Consider the following 16406-nt stretch of genomic DNA (forward strand, 5'->3'; position numbering starts at 1 on the left):
CCCTGGCGCGGCGTGGCGCCGCTGCCCGCTGCGCCGTTGTCGCGTTCCTCGGCGGGTTCGCCCGGCGGGGCGCCGGCTTCACCGCCACTTCGGCCCCGCAGCTTGACGGTCAGGCTGCCCCAGACGCCCTCGCCCGGAGCGGCGGTGCCGGTGGCATTGCCGAACACCAGCACCAGCCAGATGTGCAGCAGCGCCGCCAGCAGCAGGCAGCGCTCCAACTGGCGCGGCTGCAACTGGCGAGGGTAGGGCGGCGGGCGAATGACGGCGGCAGTCACGACCGGCGGATTGTGGCGCGGTGCGGCGCCGGGCTTGTGAGCTTCAAAGACCGTTTGCGCAAAGGTGGGTCACGGCCGGCCGCAACTGGCGCCTGACGCCCAGTGCCTGCGACACGAACTCGAAGCCGACACGCCGGCCGCCCCGTGCTTCCTAAATTGCCTGGCGGCGCACCTGGCTGAGCCGCAACGTGAAGCAACTGCCCTTGCCCGGGTGGCTTTCCACACTGAGCGCACCGCCCATGGCCTCGGCAAGCAGTCTCGATATGACCAGCCCCAGTCCGGCGCCGCGGATATCGCCTTCGCCGCGCCCGAGGCGGTTGAAGGGTTCGAACAGGTGCGCGCATTGCTCGGCCGTCATGCCCAGGCCCGTGTCGAGGACGGCGAAGCAGACCGTGCCTTCCTCCGCCGTGACCGTCAATGACACCGATCCACCGGGCTGGTTGTACTTGATCGCGTTGGACAGCAGGTTGACCAGGCATTGGTGCAGCCGGCCGGGGTCGGCGCTGGCGCAGACCGGCACGTCGGGCAGGGCGGCCCGCATCGAGATGCGAGCCAGCTCGGCTTGTCCGGTGGTGGCGTCCATCGCGGCCTTGGCCGCGATGGCGGCATCCACGCTGGCCAGCGTCATGGCGAACTTACCGGCCTCGATGCGACTCAGGTCCATCACATCGCGCATCAGGCTCTGCAGGTGCCAGCCCGACGTGAGCAGGCTGTTCAGCCGCTTGGCCTGCACCTCGTCCAGCGGGTGGGCGGCGTCGGACGCCATCAGTTGCCCGTAGCCCAGGATGCCGTTCAGCGGATTGCCGATCTCGTGGGCGATGTAGGACAGCATCATGGACTTGGTTCGGCTGGCCGCTTCGGCAGCCTGGTGCGCCAGCGCCGCCTCCAGGGCCTGCTCACGTGCCGTCACGTCCCGCAGCAGCAAGGTGGTGATGGCGGCTTCGTCCTCGCCAACGCGAAAGCTCGTGGGCTCCAGCAGGCATTGCGTGCCGTCGGCCTTCACCAGCGCCACGATCTCAGTCTTGGCCGTCGCGCGGTGTTCGCTGGCGGGTGACCCGCCATGCAGCGCCAGCCAGGCCATCAGGCCGCTGGCGCCGTGCAGCGAGGCGCTGGCCGGCAGGCCGAGCACGGCGTCGCTGCTGACACCAAAGAGCGAGCAGGCCGAGGTGTTGATGAGCACGACGCGGCCGTCGGAATCGAGGCTCACGATGGCATCCGACGCTGCGGCCACGATGTCCGTCACGCGCGCCGCGCCCAGGCGCTGCCAGTGCTCGCTGAGTGCGCGCAGTGCCTGGTCGTTCTCCTGCTTGATGCGCAGCAGGTTGCGCACGCGAGCCACCAGCACGGCTTTCTGGTAGGGCTTGGCGATGAAGTCGGTGGCGCCCGAGTCGAGGCCGCGGGCTTCGTTTTCGGCATCCGAGAAACGGGTCAGCATGGCCACGGGGATCTGCCTGAGCACCGGGTCGGCCTGGATGGCGCGACAGACCTCGAAGCCGTCTATGCCGGGCATCTGCACGTCGAGCAATACGAGATCCGGTGGGTCTTGCGCGATCAGCTTCAGAGCCTGGCTGCCGTCCGTGGCGAAGCGGATCTGCCCCACCAGGGGAGCGAGAACCGACTGCAGCGTCTGAATGGCGCTCAGATCATCATCCACGACCAACAGGGAGGCGCCGCTTCTGGCCGCAAAGGCCGGCGGCATGCGGTCCGCGAGCTCGGCGATGCGCTGGATGCGCAGTTGGGCCTGCACGCGGGCGATCACCTGCGGCGCCGTCAAGGGCTTGGGCAGGAAGTCTGCGGCGCCGTTCTCGAACATGCTGGCCTCCAGCACCGCCGAGCGGTGGCTGGTGATCACGATGACGGGCAGCCGGCACAGCTTGGCATCGGCGCGCAGCGCCTGCAACACCTCGATGCCGTGCATGCCCGGCATCTCGGCGTCCAGCAGCATCAGGTCGGGGCAACGCTCGCGCACCAGCCGCAGCGCCTCGGGTCCCGTACGCGCGAAACGCAGGCGCGCGAAACCGGCCAGCATGTGGCTGAGCATCTCGATGGCGACGGGATCGTCATCGACGAGCAGGAGTTCAGGTCGATTCATCCGCACACCTCCCTGGCAAGAGTGCCGCCACTGCATCTGTGCATGTTCCTATTGCAATGGTCGGGTGGCAGTCTACGGCCGTAGCCGGAACGGGCAGCCGCGGTTGGTCCGCCCTTGCAACGAACGCGTCAACAGTTGGCGCAGGCGCACCACCAGGCTGCAGGGAAGAGGCGCTGGCGCATCCAGAATGGGGCAGGTCAGCAGTTACAGCGACGGGCGCACATGACATCACCGATGAACAAGCCGAAGCGGCTTGCCTTGCTCACCTTGCTGGCGGGCTGGGTGCTGAGCGGCCTGCTCATCGCCGGGGTGCTGCAGAGCAACCAGCGCCTGTACGAAGCCCGCCTGGCGGTGCTGGCCGACGAGGTCGCCCAGCTGGTCGAACGCAAGTTCGGGTTGTACGAGTTCGGCCTGCGGGGTACGCGCGGCGCGGTGGTGGCGGCAGGCGGCCCGGCAGTCACACGCTCAGCGTTCGAGGCCTACATCGGCACACGCGAGCTGGCGCGCGAGTTTCCGGGCGCGCGGGGCTTCGGTTTCATTCGCCGCGTGCCGCAGGCCGACGAGGACCGCTTCCTGGCCCAAGCCCGCGCGGATGGCGCTGCGGAGTTCGACATTCGCGAGCTGGCGCCGCATGCGGGCGAGCGCTTCGTGATCCAGTACATCTATCCGGCGGACAGCAATCGTGGCGCGACCGGCCTGGATGTGGCGTCGGAGGCGAGGCGCCGCGAGGCGGCGCTGTCGGCTGCCCGCGAGGGCAAGGTCAGGCTCACGGCGCCGCTCACGCTGGTGCAGGCCGGCAGTCAGCCGCGGCGCGGCTTTCTGGTCTTCCTGCCGATCTATCGGGCCGGCGCCGCCTTGCACACGCCCGAGGCGCGTGAGGCGGCGACGCTGGGCTGGGCGTATGCGCCCCTGGTGGTGGACGACGTGCTGGTGGAACTGGAGCTCAGGCTGCAGGAGATCGGCGTGCGGCTGACCGACGCCACCGAGACGACCGCCTTTTTTGATTCGGCCCATGCGGGCAACCTGCCGGCCCTTGACGCAGTGCCCCTGGCCTCGCGCGAGGTGGCCATCTTCGGCCGCCGCTGGCTGCTGCAGGCCCAGGCCTTGCAGCCCCTGGCCGCTGCCGCCCGGCCGCAGTCGGCGCTTGCGGTCGGCGCTGCGGCGGCCCTGGCTGCTGGCGTGCTGGCGCTGCTGGTGTGGTTCGTGATGGAGCGACGCCAGGGCCGCAGCGCGGACGCGCAGGCCGCCGCACCCGTCACGCTGCGGCTCTTTTTGGCCAGCCCGCTGGCGCGCTGGGGCGGGCTGGCCTACTTCGGCTTTATGGCGATCTATCTGGTGCTGGACTACCGCGCTGGGTGGCACCGGCAGATGGACGAGACGCGGCGAACGCTGGCAAGCTTCGTCGATGAACGTGCGGATCGCCTCGAGACGGCTCAGGCCACGCGGCGCAAGACCATGCTTTTCCTGGCGGATGTGCCGCCGGTGCAGGGCCTGATGCATGCCTTGCCCACCGGCGTCGACCCACGGGATGGATCGAGCCTGGAGAGCTGGGAAAAGCGCATGCAGCAGATCCTTCGCGCCCATCTCAACTCGTCGCCCGAAGTCGCGCAGGCGCGGCTCATCGGCGTGGCTGATGGCGGGCGGGAACTGGTGCGCGTGGATCGGCGCGGCCAGGACGTGGTGGTCATCCCCCGGGGCGGGCTGCGGGCCAATGGCGACCGGCCGTACTTGCAACAGGCATTGCGGCTGCCTGCCGGCGACGTCTGGGTGTCGGAGCTGGACCTGAACCGGGAAAACGGCAAGCTGGAGCAGCCCCACCGCCCGACCGTCCGCTACGCCACGCCCGTCTACCAGGCCGATGGCGAGCTCTTCGGGGCCGTCGTGGTCAACGTCGACGTGACCGACCGCCTGGCCGAGGCGGCCGCTGCCGCACCGGCGGGCGCCACGTTCTATGCCACGAATGCTGCCGGTGACTATGTGATGCACCCTGACCCGGCGCAACGCTTCGGCTTCGAGCACGGGCGGCAGCGTCGCTGGAGCGACGAGTTCCAGCCCGCTGCGCTGCCGCAGGCGGCCAACCATACGCGCCTGCAGGCCTGGCGCGGCGCGCCGGGGCTGATCGTGGCAGCGACAGCCCGGGTCAGCCCCAATGCCGACAGCGCCGTGGGCACGCTCACCTACACGGCCAGCATGCCCGTGGCCCGGCTCAAGGCCGCCGTGTGGCGCGATATGGCGCAAAACCTCGCCCTGGCGCTGGGGGCCGGCGTGACGGCGGGCCTGCTGCTCTATCTTTATTGGGCCAGCGTGCAGCGCCAGTTGCTGATCCGGGGGCAGCGTCTGCGCCTGGCGTCCATCGTCGACCATTCTCTGGATGCCATCGTCGGACTCGATCCGCAGCGGGTCGTCACGTCCTGGAACCGCGCTGCCGCCCAGTTCTTCGGCATCGACGAAGCGGATGCGGTGGGGCAGCCGCTGTTGCCGCTGATCCAGGCGCCGCCCGAGCTGGATGCGCTACTGGCCGACGACGCCCGTGGCGAGGGTGGCCGGACCCGGGAGTTCGACTGCCAGGGCCGCGAGGGCCGCCCCCTGCGGGTGTCCATGAGCCTGTCGCGCGTGGGTGGCGACGGCGGCGGTGATGCGTCGGCCATCATCCGGGACGTGACGGCCGAGCATGCGGCCCAGGCCCAGATCGAAGCCCTCAACCGCAATCTCGAAAGCCAGGTGCTGGAGCGCACCGCCAGCCTGAATCTGGAGCGCCAGCGCCTGGACAACATCCTGATCGGCACCCGCGTGGGGACCTGGGAATGGAATGTCGCCACCGGCGCCACGGTGTTCAACGAGCGCTGGGCCGAAATCATCGGCTATCGCCTCGATGAGCTGGCGCCGGTCAGCATCGAGACCTGGGCATCGCTGGCACACCCTGAGGACCTGCCGAAGTCCGGGGAGCTGCTGCGGCAGCACTTCGAGGGCACCGCGCCGCATTACTCGATCGAGGTGCGCATGCGCCACCGCAGCGGGCGCTGGGTCTGGGTGTTGTCGCGCGGGCAACTGCTGACGCGCACGCCCGACGGTGCGCCCGAGTGGATGTACGGCACCCACCAGGACATCACGGCGATCAAGGAGGCCGAGCTGGAGGTCAAGCGCGTCGCCGCCCTGCTGGCCAGCGTACTCGGCGCCGCGACCGAGCTGTCCATCATTGCCACCGACCCGCAGGGGCTGATCACCCTTTTCAACACCGGCGCAGAGCAGTTGCTGGGCTATCAGGCGCAAGAGATGGTGGGCGTCAGCACGCCGGCGCCGCTGCACCTGCCGGCCGAGGTCATTGAACGGGGTGAGGCGTTGACGGCAGAGTACGGCGTGGCGGTGGCGGGCTTCCGGGCGTTCGTGCACAAGGCCGAACTGGAGGGGGCCGAGCGTCGCGTGTGGACCTATGTGCGCAAGGACGGCTCCACCGTGCCGGTGTCTCTGGTGGTGACCGCCATCCGCGATGAAGACGGCGGCGTTGCCGGCTACCTGGGTATTGCGCACGACATCACGGAGCGGCTGCGGGCCGAGTCGGCGCTGCGCCACGCCAAGTCGGCGGCCGAGGCCGCCAGTGCCGCGAAAAGCATGTTTCTGGCGAATGTGAGCCACGAGATTCGCACGCCAATGAACGCGGTGATCGGCGTGGCGCACCTGCTGGAGTCCACGCCGCTGGATGACGATCAGCGGCAGCTGTTGAGCAAGCTGCAGATCGCGGGGCGCTCGCTGCTGGGCATCATCAACGACGTGCTGGACCTGTCCAAGATCGAAGCGGGTGAGATGGCTGTCGAGGTCGCGCCGATGAAGCCTGCAGCGTTGCTGCGCGAGGTCGAGCAAATGTTCGCCCCGCAGGCGCAGGCCAAGGGTATCGGGCTGGAACTGCACGGCCTGTCAGCCTTGCCGGCACTGCTCATGACCGATGAGCTGCGGCTGCGCCAGATCCTCGTGAACCTCACCAGCAATGCCATCAAGTTCACTTTGCATGGGACTGTCAGCATCCAGGTCACGCAGGAAGCTGACGCTGCCCGCAAGCCTTGGCTGCGCTGGCGGGTCTGCGATACGGGTGTCGGCATCGCCCCCGACGTGCTGGAACGGCTGTTTGATCCGTTCGTCCAGGCCGATGCGTCGACGACGCGACGTTTCGGAGGCACGGGACTGGGGCTGTCCATCGTGCGCAAGCTGGCCGAGTTGATGGGCGGCCAGGTCGGCGTGCACAGTGAGCCGGGACAAGGCAGCGAGTTCTGGTTGCGCCTGCCGCTGATCGAGCCGACCGGCAACGAGATTGCGGCGTTGCAGGACGGCGGGCTGGACGTGGTGGTGGTGGATGACAACCCCGACGATCGCCTCATCCTTGCCAGGATGTGCCGTTCCCTGGGGTGGCGTGCCCTGGAGCTGCCTTCCGGTGAGGCGCTGGCCGCGCACTGCAAGCAAGTCGTGGACGCTGGCGAGGCGCCACCGGACGCCGTGCTGGTGGACTGGCAGATGCCCGGCCTCGATGGCTTGCAGGCGCTGGTGCAGGTGGCCAACGAGGTCGGCAGGAAGCGCCTGCCCGCGGCGCTCATCGTGTCTGCGCATGAGCGCAGCGTCATCTCATCCCTGGACCACCAGCAGTTGGTCGACTGCATCCTCACCAAACCTGTGGGCCCCTCCGAGCTGTTCAATGCGGTCAATCACAGCGTGTCCCGCCATACAGGCAGCACGGAGCGTGTGGCCCGCTCTACCCGGGTCGCCGCCATCGACTCGAAATGGCTTATGGGTGTGCGGGTGCTGGTGGTGGACGACAGCGACATCAACCTGGAGGTGGCGCGCCGACTGCTGGAGCGTGACGGTGCCATCGTCTTGACGGCGGCCCACGGCCGCGAAGCCGTGGAGCGGCTCAGGCTTGATCCCGGTGGCTTCGACGCGGTGCTCATGGATGTGCAGATGCCCGAGATGGATGGCTACCAGGCCACCCGCCTGATCCGCGCTGAGTTGGGCTTGGAGAAGTTGCCGATCCTGGCGCTGACGGCCGGGGCCTTGAGCGAAGAGCGCCGTCGGGCCGAAGCGGCCGGCATGAACGACTTCCTGACCAAGCCGCTGGATCCACAGTCCCTGGTCAGCGCCTTGCGTCGCGCCGTGGAAGGCGCACGGGGTCAGCCTCTGCAACTCCTCGCAGGCGCGAATGCACCTGACGTCGCGGTGGGCTGGCCGGAGATCGACGGCATCGACGGGCGCGACGCGGCGCATCGGCTCGGCCAGGATGTCGACCTGTTCGTGCGCCTGCTCGGCCGGCTGTTGCGCGAGTTCGGCACAGCAAGCTTTGCCGTCATGCCGACCCAAGACGGCAGCGAGGATCGGGATGCATTGACTGCGCGCCTGCACAAGCTGCGCGGCTCAGCCGGCCTGCTCGGTGCACGCGATGTCCATCGATTGGCGGGTGAGGCCGAGAACGCATTGCGGGCTGGCGCAACGATCGCGGATGTACACCCCGGCTTGTCCGCCCTGGACCAGTCGCTCCAAGGTCTCATGCAGGCCGCTCATCCGGTATTGGCGGCCGGGGAGGCGGTGGGCGCATCCACGCTGCCTGTGGCCCAGGCGTCCTCGGCCGTGACGGGCGAGGCGCTGGCGCAACTGGTGTCGTTGCTGCATCAGCAGGATCTTTCCGCAGTCCAGCATTTCCAAGCGCTGGCGCCGTCGCTTACCGCACACTGGGGCACCGATTACTGTGGTCAGGTGCGTCATGCCGTCCAGGAGCTGGATTTCCTGGCGGCCTTGCAGCTGATCGAGAGGGCGCCGGCGCTGGGCGTCAGCGAAGCTGCCGAAAGCTGAATGCCCAAGGGCGCTTGAAACGACCATCACGAGGGAATACGACCGACATGCCTTTGGACGCCTCCTTACTGCCGAGCATCTTGTTGGTTGATGACGATCTCACGGTCATCCAGGTGCTCAGCAAATGCCTTTCAGGACTTGGACGTCTGCGCTTCGCGACTGACGGCGAAGCCGCGTTGCGCCTGGCCAGGGAAGACCCGCCCGACCTGCTGCTGCTGGACGCCGAGATGCCGGGGATGAGCGGCTTCGAAGTGTGGGAAGCGATGCGCGCCGAGCCATCCCTGCAGGATGTGCCGGTCATTTTCGTGACCAGCCACAGCGAAGAGGGCATGGAAGAGAAGGGTCTGGCGCTGGGTGCGGCCGACTTCATTGCCAAGCCGGTCAGGCCGGCCATCGTCGCGGCGCGGGTCAGGACCCAGTTGCGATTGAAACTCGCCATCGACCGCCTGAGGCGCATGGCGACCACCGATGCCCTGACGCAGTGCGCCAACCGGCGCGTGCTGGGTGAGCGTCTGGCTGATGAATGGAGCCGTGCAGTCCGCAGGATGCGCCCGTTGTCCATCCTGATGTTGGACGTGGACCACTTCAAGATGTTCAACGATGTCTATGGTCACCTGCGCGGCGACGAGGCCTTGATCGCCGTAGCTGCCGCCTTGCGCCAGAGCGCGATCCGTCCGGGCGACCTGGTGGCCCGCTACGGCGGTGAGGAGTTCGCCCTGATCCTTCCCGACACGCAGCAAGACGGCGCCATGGTCGTGGCTGCGGCTGTCCACGAGAAGCTCGAGAAGCTTCAGATCGAACACCGTGCGAGCGAACGGGGCTGGTTGTCGGTCTCCATCGGAATCGCGAGCTTCGACGACCAGAGCCTGGGTCGGGAGCGCGCCGCCACTCTCCTGCAGTCCGATGAGTCGCCGCCGGCCGGCATGTCGGTGGAGCGACTGCTGGCCATTGCTGATGGCGCCCTGTATGCCGCCAAGCAGGCAGGCAGGGCGCGGAGTTCGTTCACGCGGATTGACCTGCCGGTGCGTGACCCTCAATGACCGGCGGCGGCCGGAGCAACCTGGCAATCTGCCCGGATGGTCAGCGTCGGGCGAATGCCCCCCCGAGTTCAAGCGATCTCGCAGAGGATCGTGAAGGCAGAGCTCGATGACCTCACTGCGGTCGGTGACCGGCCGGTCGGCGCCGCGAAGTTGCCGGCCTCGGCCGCCGTGGCGCCCGCTGAGCCGACAAGCCGGGCTGCGGTGAAGCCGGCGGTCGGCAGCTGCCGGTGATACCTGTGATGCAGGCCGCGCCGAGGCGGGAATGCGTCAGGCGGGCCGCTTGGCCCGGGGCCTGCTGTCAGGGCCAGTTGCCCAGGATATGGGTGACAGGCGCGAGCCAGCGGCCGTCGGCGCTCACGCTGCGCTCGGTGATGCGGGTCGCACCGCCCGCCTCTCGAACCAGCACCGTCGAGCAACGCGTGCCGTAGGCTGCGGTGGCCGGTTGCGCCGGGTCGGGGATGCGGATGAAGCGCGGCGACAGCAGGCGCTCGCGCGCCAGGCCGACGCCCGTGTCGGGAAGCTCGTGATCGGGCGCGACCCGGTCGTCGGCGAGCACCTGCAGGAGGCGCTCGGCCAGGTCTTGCGCGTCGGCTGCGGCGGTCACCGCTTCGGCCATTGCCGTCTTCAGTCCGACCGCCTTGGGCCAGGGCGTGTCTAGCGCCGCGTTCGACAGCGCGTGAATGCCCGCCCCCAGCCCGGCCGGCGCCGCGACGCGGTTGCTGATCCAGTGCCACGCCGGGCGGCGCAGATCGGCCGTGACGAGATTGAAACCGTTGTAGCCGCCGGCCAGCTCGGCGGCGAAGCTGGCGGCCTCGGCCTGCGAGGCCAGCCAGTCGACGACCAGGGCGCCGCGCGAGGGCGCGCCGTCACGCTGCTGCCCAGGCTCGCGCACATTCGTCAGCAGCGCCAGGCGCCCGGCGCGGCTCAGGCCAAACCAGCTGCCGCCGGCCGACAGGTCGCGGCCGGCGAGTATGTTTGGCCGGTCGGGCCACCAGGCCATGGGCGCGGCGGCACGGGTGAAGAACTCGTCGCGGTTGGCGGCGATGACGAGAGGAAAGCGCGGGTGGACGTTCAGCGCGAACGCGGCGAGGCACATGGCCTCAGCATTCCACGATGTTGACGGCCAGGCCGCCGCGCGCGGTTTCCTTGTACTTGGTCATCATGTCGGCCCCGGTATCGCGCATGGTCTTGATGACCTTGTCAAGGCTGACGAAGTGGGTGCCGTCGCCGCGCAGTGCCATGCGCGCCGCGTTGATGGCCTTGACCGAGGCGATGGCGTTGCGCTCGATGCAGGGGATCTGCACCAGGCCGCCGACCGGGTCGCAGGTCAGGCCCAGGTGGTGCTCCATGCCGATCTCGGCGGCGTTCTCGACCTGCTCGGGCGTGCCGCCCATGACGGCGCAGAGCGCGCCTGCGGCCATCGAGCAGGCCACGCCGACCTCGCCCTGGCAGCCGACCTCGGCACCGCTGATGGAGGCGTTTTCCTTGTAGAGGATGCCGATGGCTGCGGCGGTCAGCAGGAAATCGACGACGCCGTCGTCGCTGGCGTTGTGATGGAAGCGCGTGTAGTAGTGCAGCACTGCGGGAATGATGCCGGCCGCGCCGTTGGTGGGCGCGGTGACGACGCGGCCTCCGGCGGCGTTTTCCTCGTTGACGGCCAGCGCGTAGAGGTTGACCCAGTCCATCACGATCAGCGGGTCGCGCAGGGCCTGCTCGGGATTGGCGGTCAGATCGGCATGCAGCTGCGCGGCGCGGCGCTTGACCTTGAAGCCGCCGGGCAGGACGCCCTCGGTCCTGCAGCCGCGCACGACACAGTCCTGCATGACCTGCCAGATGCGCAGCAGGCCGGCGCGGGTGGCGTCGTCCTCGCGCCAGTGGCGCTCGTTGCGCCGCATCAGCTCGGCGATGCTGATGCGGTGCAGCCGGGTCATGACCAGCAGGTCGTCGCCGCTCTTGAAGGGAAAGGGCAGCACGGTGGCGTCGGGTGCGATGACCTTTTGCTTGCTGCCATCGGCCGCCACCTCGTCGCTGACGACAAAGCCGCCGCCGACCGAGTAGTAGATGCGGTTGGCGACCTCGTTGCCCTCGACGTCGAAGGCGATGCATCGCATGCCGTTGGCATGGAAGGGCAGGGACTCGCGGCGCTTGAAGATCAGGTCGGTGGCTTCGTTGAAGGCGATGGCGTGCTGGCCTACGACGCAGAGGTTGCCTGCACGAATGGCCTCCAGCAGACCGGGGATGGCCTCGATGTCCACCGTGTCCGGCTCATGCCCGGCCAGGCCCAGCAGCACGGCCTTGTCGCTGCCGTGGCCCTTGCCGGTGGCGCCGAGGCTGCCGTACAGGATGACCTGCACGCGGGCCGTCCTGTCGAGCAAACCGTCATGCTGCAGCCGCAGGCCGAACAGCCGCGCGGCGCGCATCGGCCCGACCGTGTGCGAGCTGCTCGGGCCGATGCCGATCTTGAAGAGGTCGAAGACCGACACAGCCATGGCTCAGGCCTCCTCGTATTCGGACAAGGGCACGCAGGAGCAGAACAGGTTGCGGTCGCCGTAGACGTTGTCCACACGGCCGACCGGCGACCAATATTTCTGGCGGCGCAGCGAAGGCAGCGGGAAGGCTGCGGCCTCGCGGCTGTAGGCGTGCGTCCACTCGGTGGCGCTGACGACCAGCGACGTGTGCGGCGCATGGACAAGTGGGTTGTCCTCGCGCGGCAGCCGGCCGGCCTCGACGTCGGCGATCTCCTGGCGAATCTGGATCATCGCGTCGATGAAGCGGTCCAGCTCGGCGCGGCTCTCGCTCTCGGTCGGCTCGACCATCAGTGTGCCGGGGACGGGAAAGCTCAGCGTGGGTGCGTGGAAGCCGTAATCGATCAGGCGCTTGGCGACGTCCTCGGCGCTGATGCCGCTGGTCTCCTTCAGCGGGCGCAGGTCCAGGATGCATTCGTGGGCGACGCCGCCGCCCTTGACACCGTCGATCCCGCCGCTGAAGTGGATGTCGTAGTGGTCCGACAACCGGGCCGCGACGTAGTTGGCCGACAGGATGGCGACCTCGGTGGCCTTCTTCAGGCCCTCGGCGCCCATCATGCGGATGTACATCCACGAGATCGGCAGCACGGCTGCGTTGCCCAGCGGCGCCGCGGAGACGGCGCCGATATTGGTCTCCTTGCCGAGGCCCGCCGTGCGGTGCGCGGGCAGGAAGGGCACGAGGTCTTCCACCACGCAGACCGGGCCGACGCCGGGGCCGCCACCGCCGTGCGGGATGCAGAAGGTCTTGTGCAGGTTCAGGTGGGACACGTCACCACCGAACTGACCGGGTGCGGCGATGCCGACCAGCGCATTCATGTTGGCGCCGTCCACGTAGACGCGGCCACCGTGCGAGCGCACCAACTGGCAGATCTCCTTCACGTGGGTGTCGAACACGCCATAGGTGGAGGGGTAGGTGATCATGATTGCCGCCAGCTTGTCGGCGTGCTGCTCGCACTTGGCCTTCAGGTCGACCAGGTCGATGTTGCCTTCCTTGTCGCACTTGGTGACGACGACCTGCATGCCGCACATCTGCGCCGAGGCCGGGTTGGTGCCGTGGGCGCTTTCGGGGATCAGGCAGATGTTGCGATGCGCTTCGCCACGCGACTCATGCCAGGCCTTGATGGCCAACAGGCCGGCGTACTCTCCCTGCGTGCCGGCATTGGGCTGCAGGGTGATGCCGGCATAGCCGGTGCACTCGCTCAGCCAGTTCTGCAGCAGCTGGTCCAGCTCCGTATAGCCCGCCAGCTGATCCTGCGGCGCGAAGGGATGGACGTTCGCGAACTCGGGCCAGGTGATGGGGATCATCTCGGCCGTGGCGTTGAGCTTCATCGTGCACGAGCCCAGCGGGATCATGCTGCGGTCCAGTGCCAGGTCCTTGTCCGACAGGCTGCGGATGTAGCGCAGCATCTCGGTTTCGCTGTGGTGGGTGTTGAAGACCGGGTGGGTCAGGTAGGCGCTGCTGCGGCGCAGTTGGGCGGGGATCAGGCTTTCCACGCCAGCGGCGAATTCGGCAACCGTCGGCACGGTGGCGCCTGCAGGGGCAAACCAGCGCCAGATGGCTTCGACGTCGGCGCGTGAGCTCGTCTCGTCCAGCGCGATGCCCACGTGCTTGGCGCTGAGCCTGCGCAGGTTGGCTTGCGCGGCCACCGCCTTGGCCGTGATGGCGGCGGCGTCGCACTCGACCAGCAGCGTGTCGAACACATGCGGCGTCACGACCTTGACGCCCATGCGCGTCAGGCCGGCATGCAGGATGGCCGTGTAGCTCGCCACTCGCTCGGCGATGCGCTTGAGCCCTTGCGGGCCGTGGTAGACCGCATACATGCTGGCCACAACGGCCGGCAGCACCTGGGCCGTGCAGATGTTGGAGGTGGCCTTCTCGCGGCGGATGTGCTGCTCGCGGGTCTGCAGCGCCAGGCGCATGGCGGGGTGGCCTTGGGCGTCCTTGCTGACGCCCACCAGGCGGCCGGGCATGGAGCGCTTGAACTCGTCCTTGCAAGCCAGGAAGGCGGCGTGCGGGCCACCAGCGCCCATCGGCATGCCGAAGCGCTGGCTGTTGCCCGCGACGATGTCGGCGCCGAACTCGCCGGGCGAGACCAGCAGCGTCAGCGCCAGCAGGTCGGTACAGACGATAAAAGCAGCCTGCTTGGCATGCGCCTGATCGGCAAAGGCCTTCAGGTCATGGATGAGGCCGGTGGTGCTGGGGTACTGGCAGACGACGGCAAAGTAGTCGTTCTCGGCCATCAGCGTCGGTGCCATGCCGACCTTGACCTCCAGCCCCAACGGCGCGCAGCGCGTCTGGATGACCTCGATGGTCTGCGGGTGCACGTCGCCCGCCACGATCAGCGTGTTGCTCTTGCTCTTCACACCGCGCTTGGCCAGCGTGACGGCCTCGGCGGCCGAGGTCGCTTCGTCGAGCATGGAGCCGTTGGCGATGTCCATGCCGGTGAGGTCGGTCACCATGGTCTGGAAGTTGATCAGCGCTTCCATGCGGCCCTGCGAGATCTCGGCCTGGTAGGGCGTGTAGGCCGTGTACCAGGCGGGGTTCTCGAGGATGTTGCGCAGGATGACACCCGGCGTGTGGGTGCCGTAGTAGCCCTGGCCGATGAAGCTCCTGTAGACCTTGTTCTTGCCGGCGATGGCCTTGAGCTCGGCCAGTGCGCCGGCCTCGGTGATGGGCGCGGGCAGCTTCATGCCTTCACCTCGCCGGATGGACGCGGGCACCACCGCATCGATCAGCGCCGTAAGGCTGGCCACGCCAACCGCCGCGCACATCAGGGATTCATCGACGGCATCCGGCCCGATGTGGCGGGCGTGGAATTCGGAGGCATCTTCGAGATGGGAGAGCGGCGTCGGCATGGCGGGTCTACAGCTTGAGGTTCAGAGAGTCTTGAGCAGGGCGTCGTAGGCGGTCGAGTCCATCAGTGCGTCGAGCTGGGCGGGATTGCTCAGCTTGACCTTGAAGAACCAGCCGGCCTTGAGAGGGTCGGTGTTGGCCAGCGCCGGGTCGTCGCGCAGGGCTTCATTCACCTCGACGACCTCGCCGTCCACCGGCATGTAGACGTCGGCGGCGGCCTTGACGGATTCGACGACGCCGGCGACTTCCTTCTCGGCATAGGTCTTGCCGACTTCGGGCAGGTCCACGAAGACCACGTCGCCCAGCGCGTCCTGCGCGTGGACGGTGATGCCAACGGTGGCCGTGCCATCGCCATGCACGTCAAGCCATTCGTGGTCGGGGGTGTACTTGATGCTCATCGTGTTCAGCCTCTGTAGTAGCGGTTGGGGGTGAAGGGGGTAGCGGAAACCACCATGGGTGTGCGCTTGTCGCGCACGATGGCAAAGACTTCGGTGCCGACGGCGGCATGCGGCGTGCCGACATAGGCCAGTGCGACCGGCTGGTTGACCGTCGGGCCGAGCGTGCCGCTGGTGACGACGCCGATCTCGGTGCCGTCGGCCGTCACGATCCGGGCGCCCTCGCGAACGGGCATGCGCTCCTTGCCGATGAGGCCGACGCGCTTGCGGCTCGACCCGTTGGCCAGCTGCTCGTCGATGACGGCGGCACCGGGATAGCCACCGGCACGTGCGCCACCGGCGCGGCGGACCTTCTGGATGGCCCAGGTGATGGCCGCCTCGACCGGTGTGGTCGTCTCATCGATGTCGTGCCCATAGAGGCACAGGCCGGCTTCCAGGCGCAGCGAGTCGCGCGCACCCAGGCCGATGGGCAGTACCTCGGCGTGGCTCAACAGCTTGCGGGCCAGCGCGACGGCGTCGTCCTCGTGGACCGAGATCTCGAAACCGTCCTCGCCGGTGTAGCCCGAGCGGGTCAGGAAGGTGTCGATACCGTCGAGCGCGAAGAAGCCGCCCGTCATGAAGGTCAGCTTGGCGACACCGGCGTTCAGGCGCGACAGCACCTCCACGGCCTGCGGGCCCTGCAGCGCCAGCAACGCGCGCTCGGGCACTGGAATCACCTCGCAGCGCGAGCCGATGTGCTTTTGCATGTGCGCGATGTCCTGGGCCTTGCAGCCGGCGTTGACCACCACGAACAGGTCGTCGGGGCGCTTGCAGACCATCAGGTCGTCCAGCAGGCCGCCTTGCTCGTTCGTGAACAGGGCGTAGCGCTGCCTGAACACGCCGAGGTCGACGATGTCGACGGGCACCAGGGTTTCCAGCGCGGCGCCGGCATCGGCGCCGACCAGCCGCACCTGGCCCATGTGCGACACATCGAACAGGCCTGCGGCGGCGCGCGTGTGCTTGTGCTCGGCCATCACGCCGCTCGGGTATTGCACCGGCATGTCGTAGCCGGCGAAGGGCACCATCTTGGCGCCGAGTTCGAGGTGGAGGGCGTGAAGTGGCGTCTGCAGCAAAGAGGACATCAAGTGCTCCGATGGGTCGGGTTTGGATGTCCTCGCTGTCCGGGGTACCTGAGAGATTGACAAGGCGGTTGGCAGTCCCGCGCAAGCTTGCCCCTTCGGTGGGCCGACTCCAGGATCGGCCTCTCTCCAGTGAGGAACGCGCCGAGTGTCTGTCACCCGTCGCGTCTTGTCAGTCCTTCTGCCTGAGCGTTTGAGTCTGACGACCCTGCGCCTTCGGCGGCCCCCAAGTTCACCGGGGCGCTCTCCTGAACGGCGGCATTCTAGCCACCGTTGGC

At 68.2% G+C, this 16406-nt stretch carries 9 protein-coding genes and 2 riboswitches; of the genes, 2 read left to right on the forward strand and 7 right to left on the reverse strand.

Annotated features, from left to right (window positions below; translation table 11 throughout):
* Positions 1 to 275 (reverse strand): hypothetical protein (locus ACT6S0_RS09005; protein ID WP_444763563.1); only part of this gene is annotated, 275 nt, incomplete at its 3' end.
* A 151-nt stretch (positions 276 to 426) separates the two neighbouring features.
* Entirely contained in the window at positions 427 to 2367 is a 1941-nt protein-coding gene (locus tag ACT6S0_RS09010; RefSeq protein WP_444763564.1) for a response regulator, read from the reverse strand.
* Between the two features lie 234 nt (positions 2368 to 2601).
* Between ACT6S0_RS09010 and ACT6S0_RS09015 the strand changes: the two genes are divergently transcribed.
* Together ACT6S0_RS09015 and ACT6S0_RS09020 are read left to right on the forward strand one after the other, a co-directional pair.
* Positions 2602 to 8196, forward strand: coding sequence for a CHASE domain-containing protein (locus tag ACT6S0_RS09015; RefSeq protein WP_444763565.1), 5595 nt, complete (start codon positions 2602 to 2604; stop codon positions 8194 to 8196).
* A gap of 47 nt (positions 8197 to 8243) precedes the next feature.
* Positions 8244 to 9236, forward strand: a complete 993-nt coding sequence (locus ACT6S0_RS09020) for a GGDEF domain-containing response regulator (RefSeq protein WP_444763566.1) — start codon at positions 8244 to 8246, stop codon at positions 9234 to 9236.
* A 298-nt stretch (positions 9237 to 9534) separates the two neighbouring features.
* Here the strand turns inward: ACT6S0_RS09020 and ACT6S0_RS09025 are convergent, their stop codons facing one another.
* The 5 genes from ACT6S0_RS09025 to gcvT are packed head-to-tail and all read right to left on the reverse strand — an operon-like array spanning position 9535 to position 16131.
* Positions 9535 to 10332: an NRDE family protein gene (locus tag ACT6S0_RS09025; protein WP_444763567.1), complete on the reverse strand. Its 798-nt coding sequence runs from the start codon at positions 10330 to 10332 to the stop codon at positions 9535 to 9537.
* A gap of 4 nt (positions 10333 to 10336) precedes the next feature.
* The gene (locus ACT6S0_RS09030; protein ID WP_444763568.1) at positions 10337 to 11725 is read right to left on the reverse strand and encodes an L-serine ammonia-lyase; all 1389 of its coding nucleotides are present in this window, start codon (positions 11723 to 11725) and stop codon (positions 10337 to 10339) included.
* A gap of 3 nt (positions 11726 to 11728) precedes the next feature.
* On the reverse strand, positions 11729 to 14617 hold the full coding sequence (gene gcvP, locus ACT6S0_RS09035; RefSeq protein WP_444763569.1) for an aminomethyl-transferring glycine dehydrogenase: 2889 nt from the start codon (positions 14615 to 14617) through the stop codon (positions 11729 to 11731).
* 21 nt (positions 14618 to 14638) lie between these two features.
* Positions 14639 to 15013, reverse strand: a complete 375-nt coding sequence (gene gcvH / locus ACT6S0_RS09040; protein WP_444763570.1) for a glycine cleavage system protein GcvH — start codon at positions 15011 to 15013, stop codon at positions 14639 to 14641.
* Between the two features lie 5 nt (positions 15014 to 15018).
* Positions 15019 to 16131: a glycine cleavage system aminomethyltransferase GcvT gene (gene gcvT, locus ACT6S0_RS09045; protein WP_444763571.1), complete on the reverse strand. Its 1113-nt coding sequence runs from the start codon at positions 16129 to 16131 to the stop codon at positions 15019 to 15021.
* A gap of 25 nt (positions 16132 to 16156) precedes the next feature.
* A riboswitch (glycine riboswitch) is annotated at positions 16157 to 16271 on the reverse strand.
* A gap of 20 nt (positions 16272 to 16291) precedes the next feature.
* Positions 16292 to 16389, reverse strand: a riboswitch (glycine riboswitch).
* Positions 16390 to 16406 lie beyond the last annotated feature (17 nt).

It is taken from the genome of Roseateles sp., assembly GCF_052436255.1.
In the GTDB taxonomy this organism is placed as follows: Bacteria; Pseudomonadota; Gammaproteobacteria; order Burkholderiales; family Burkholderiaceae_C; genus Pelomonas.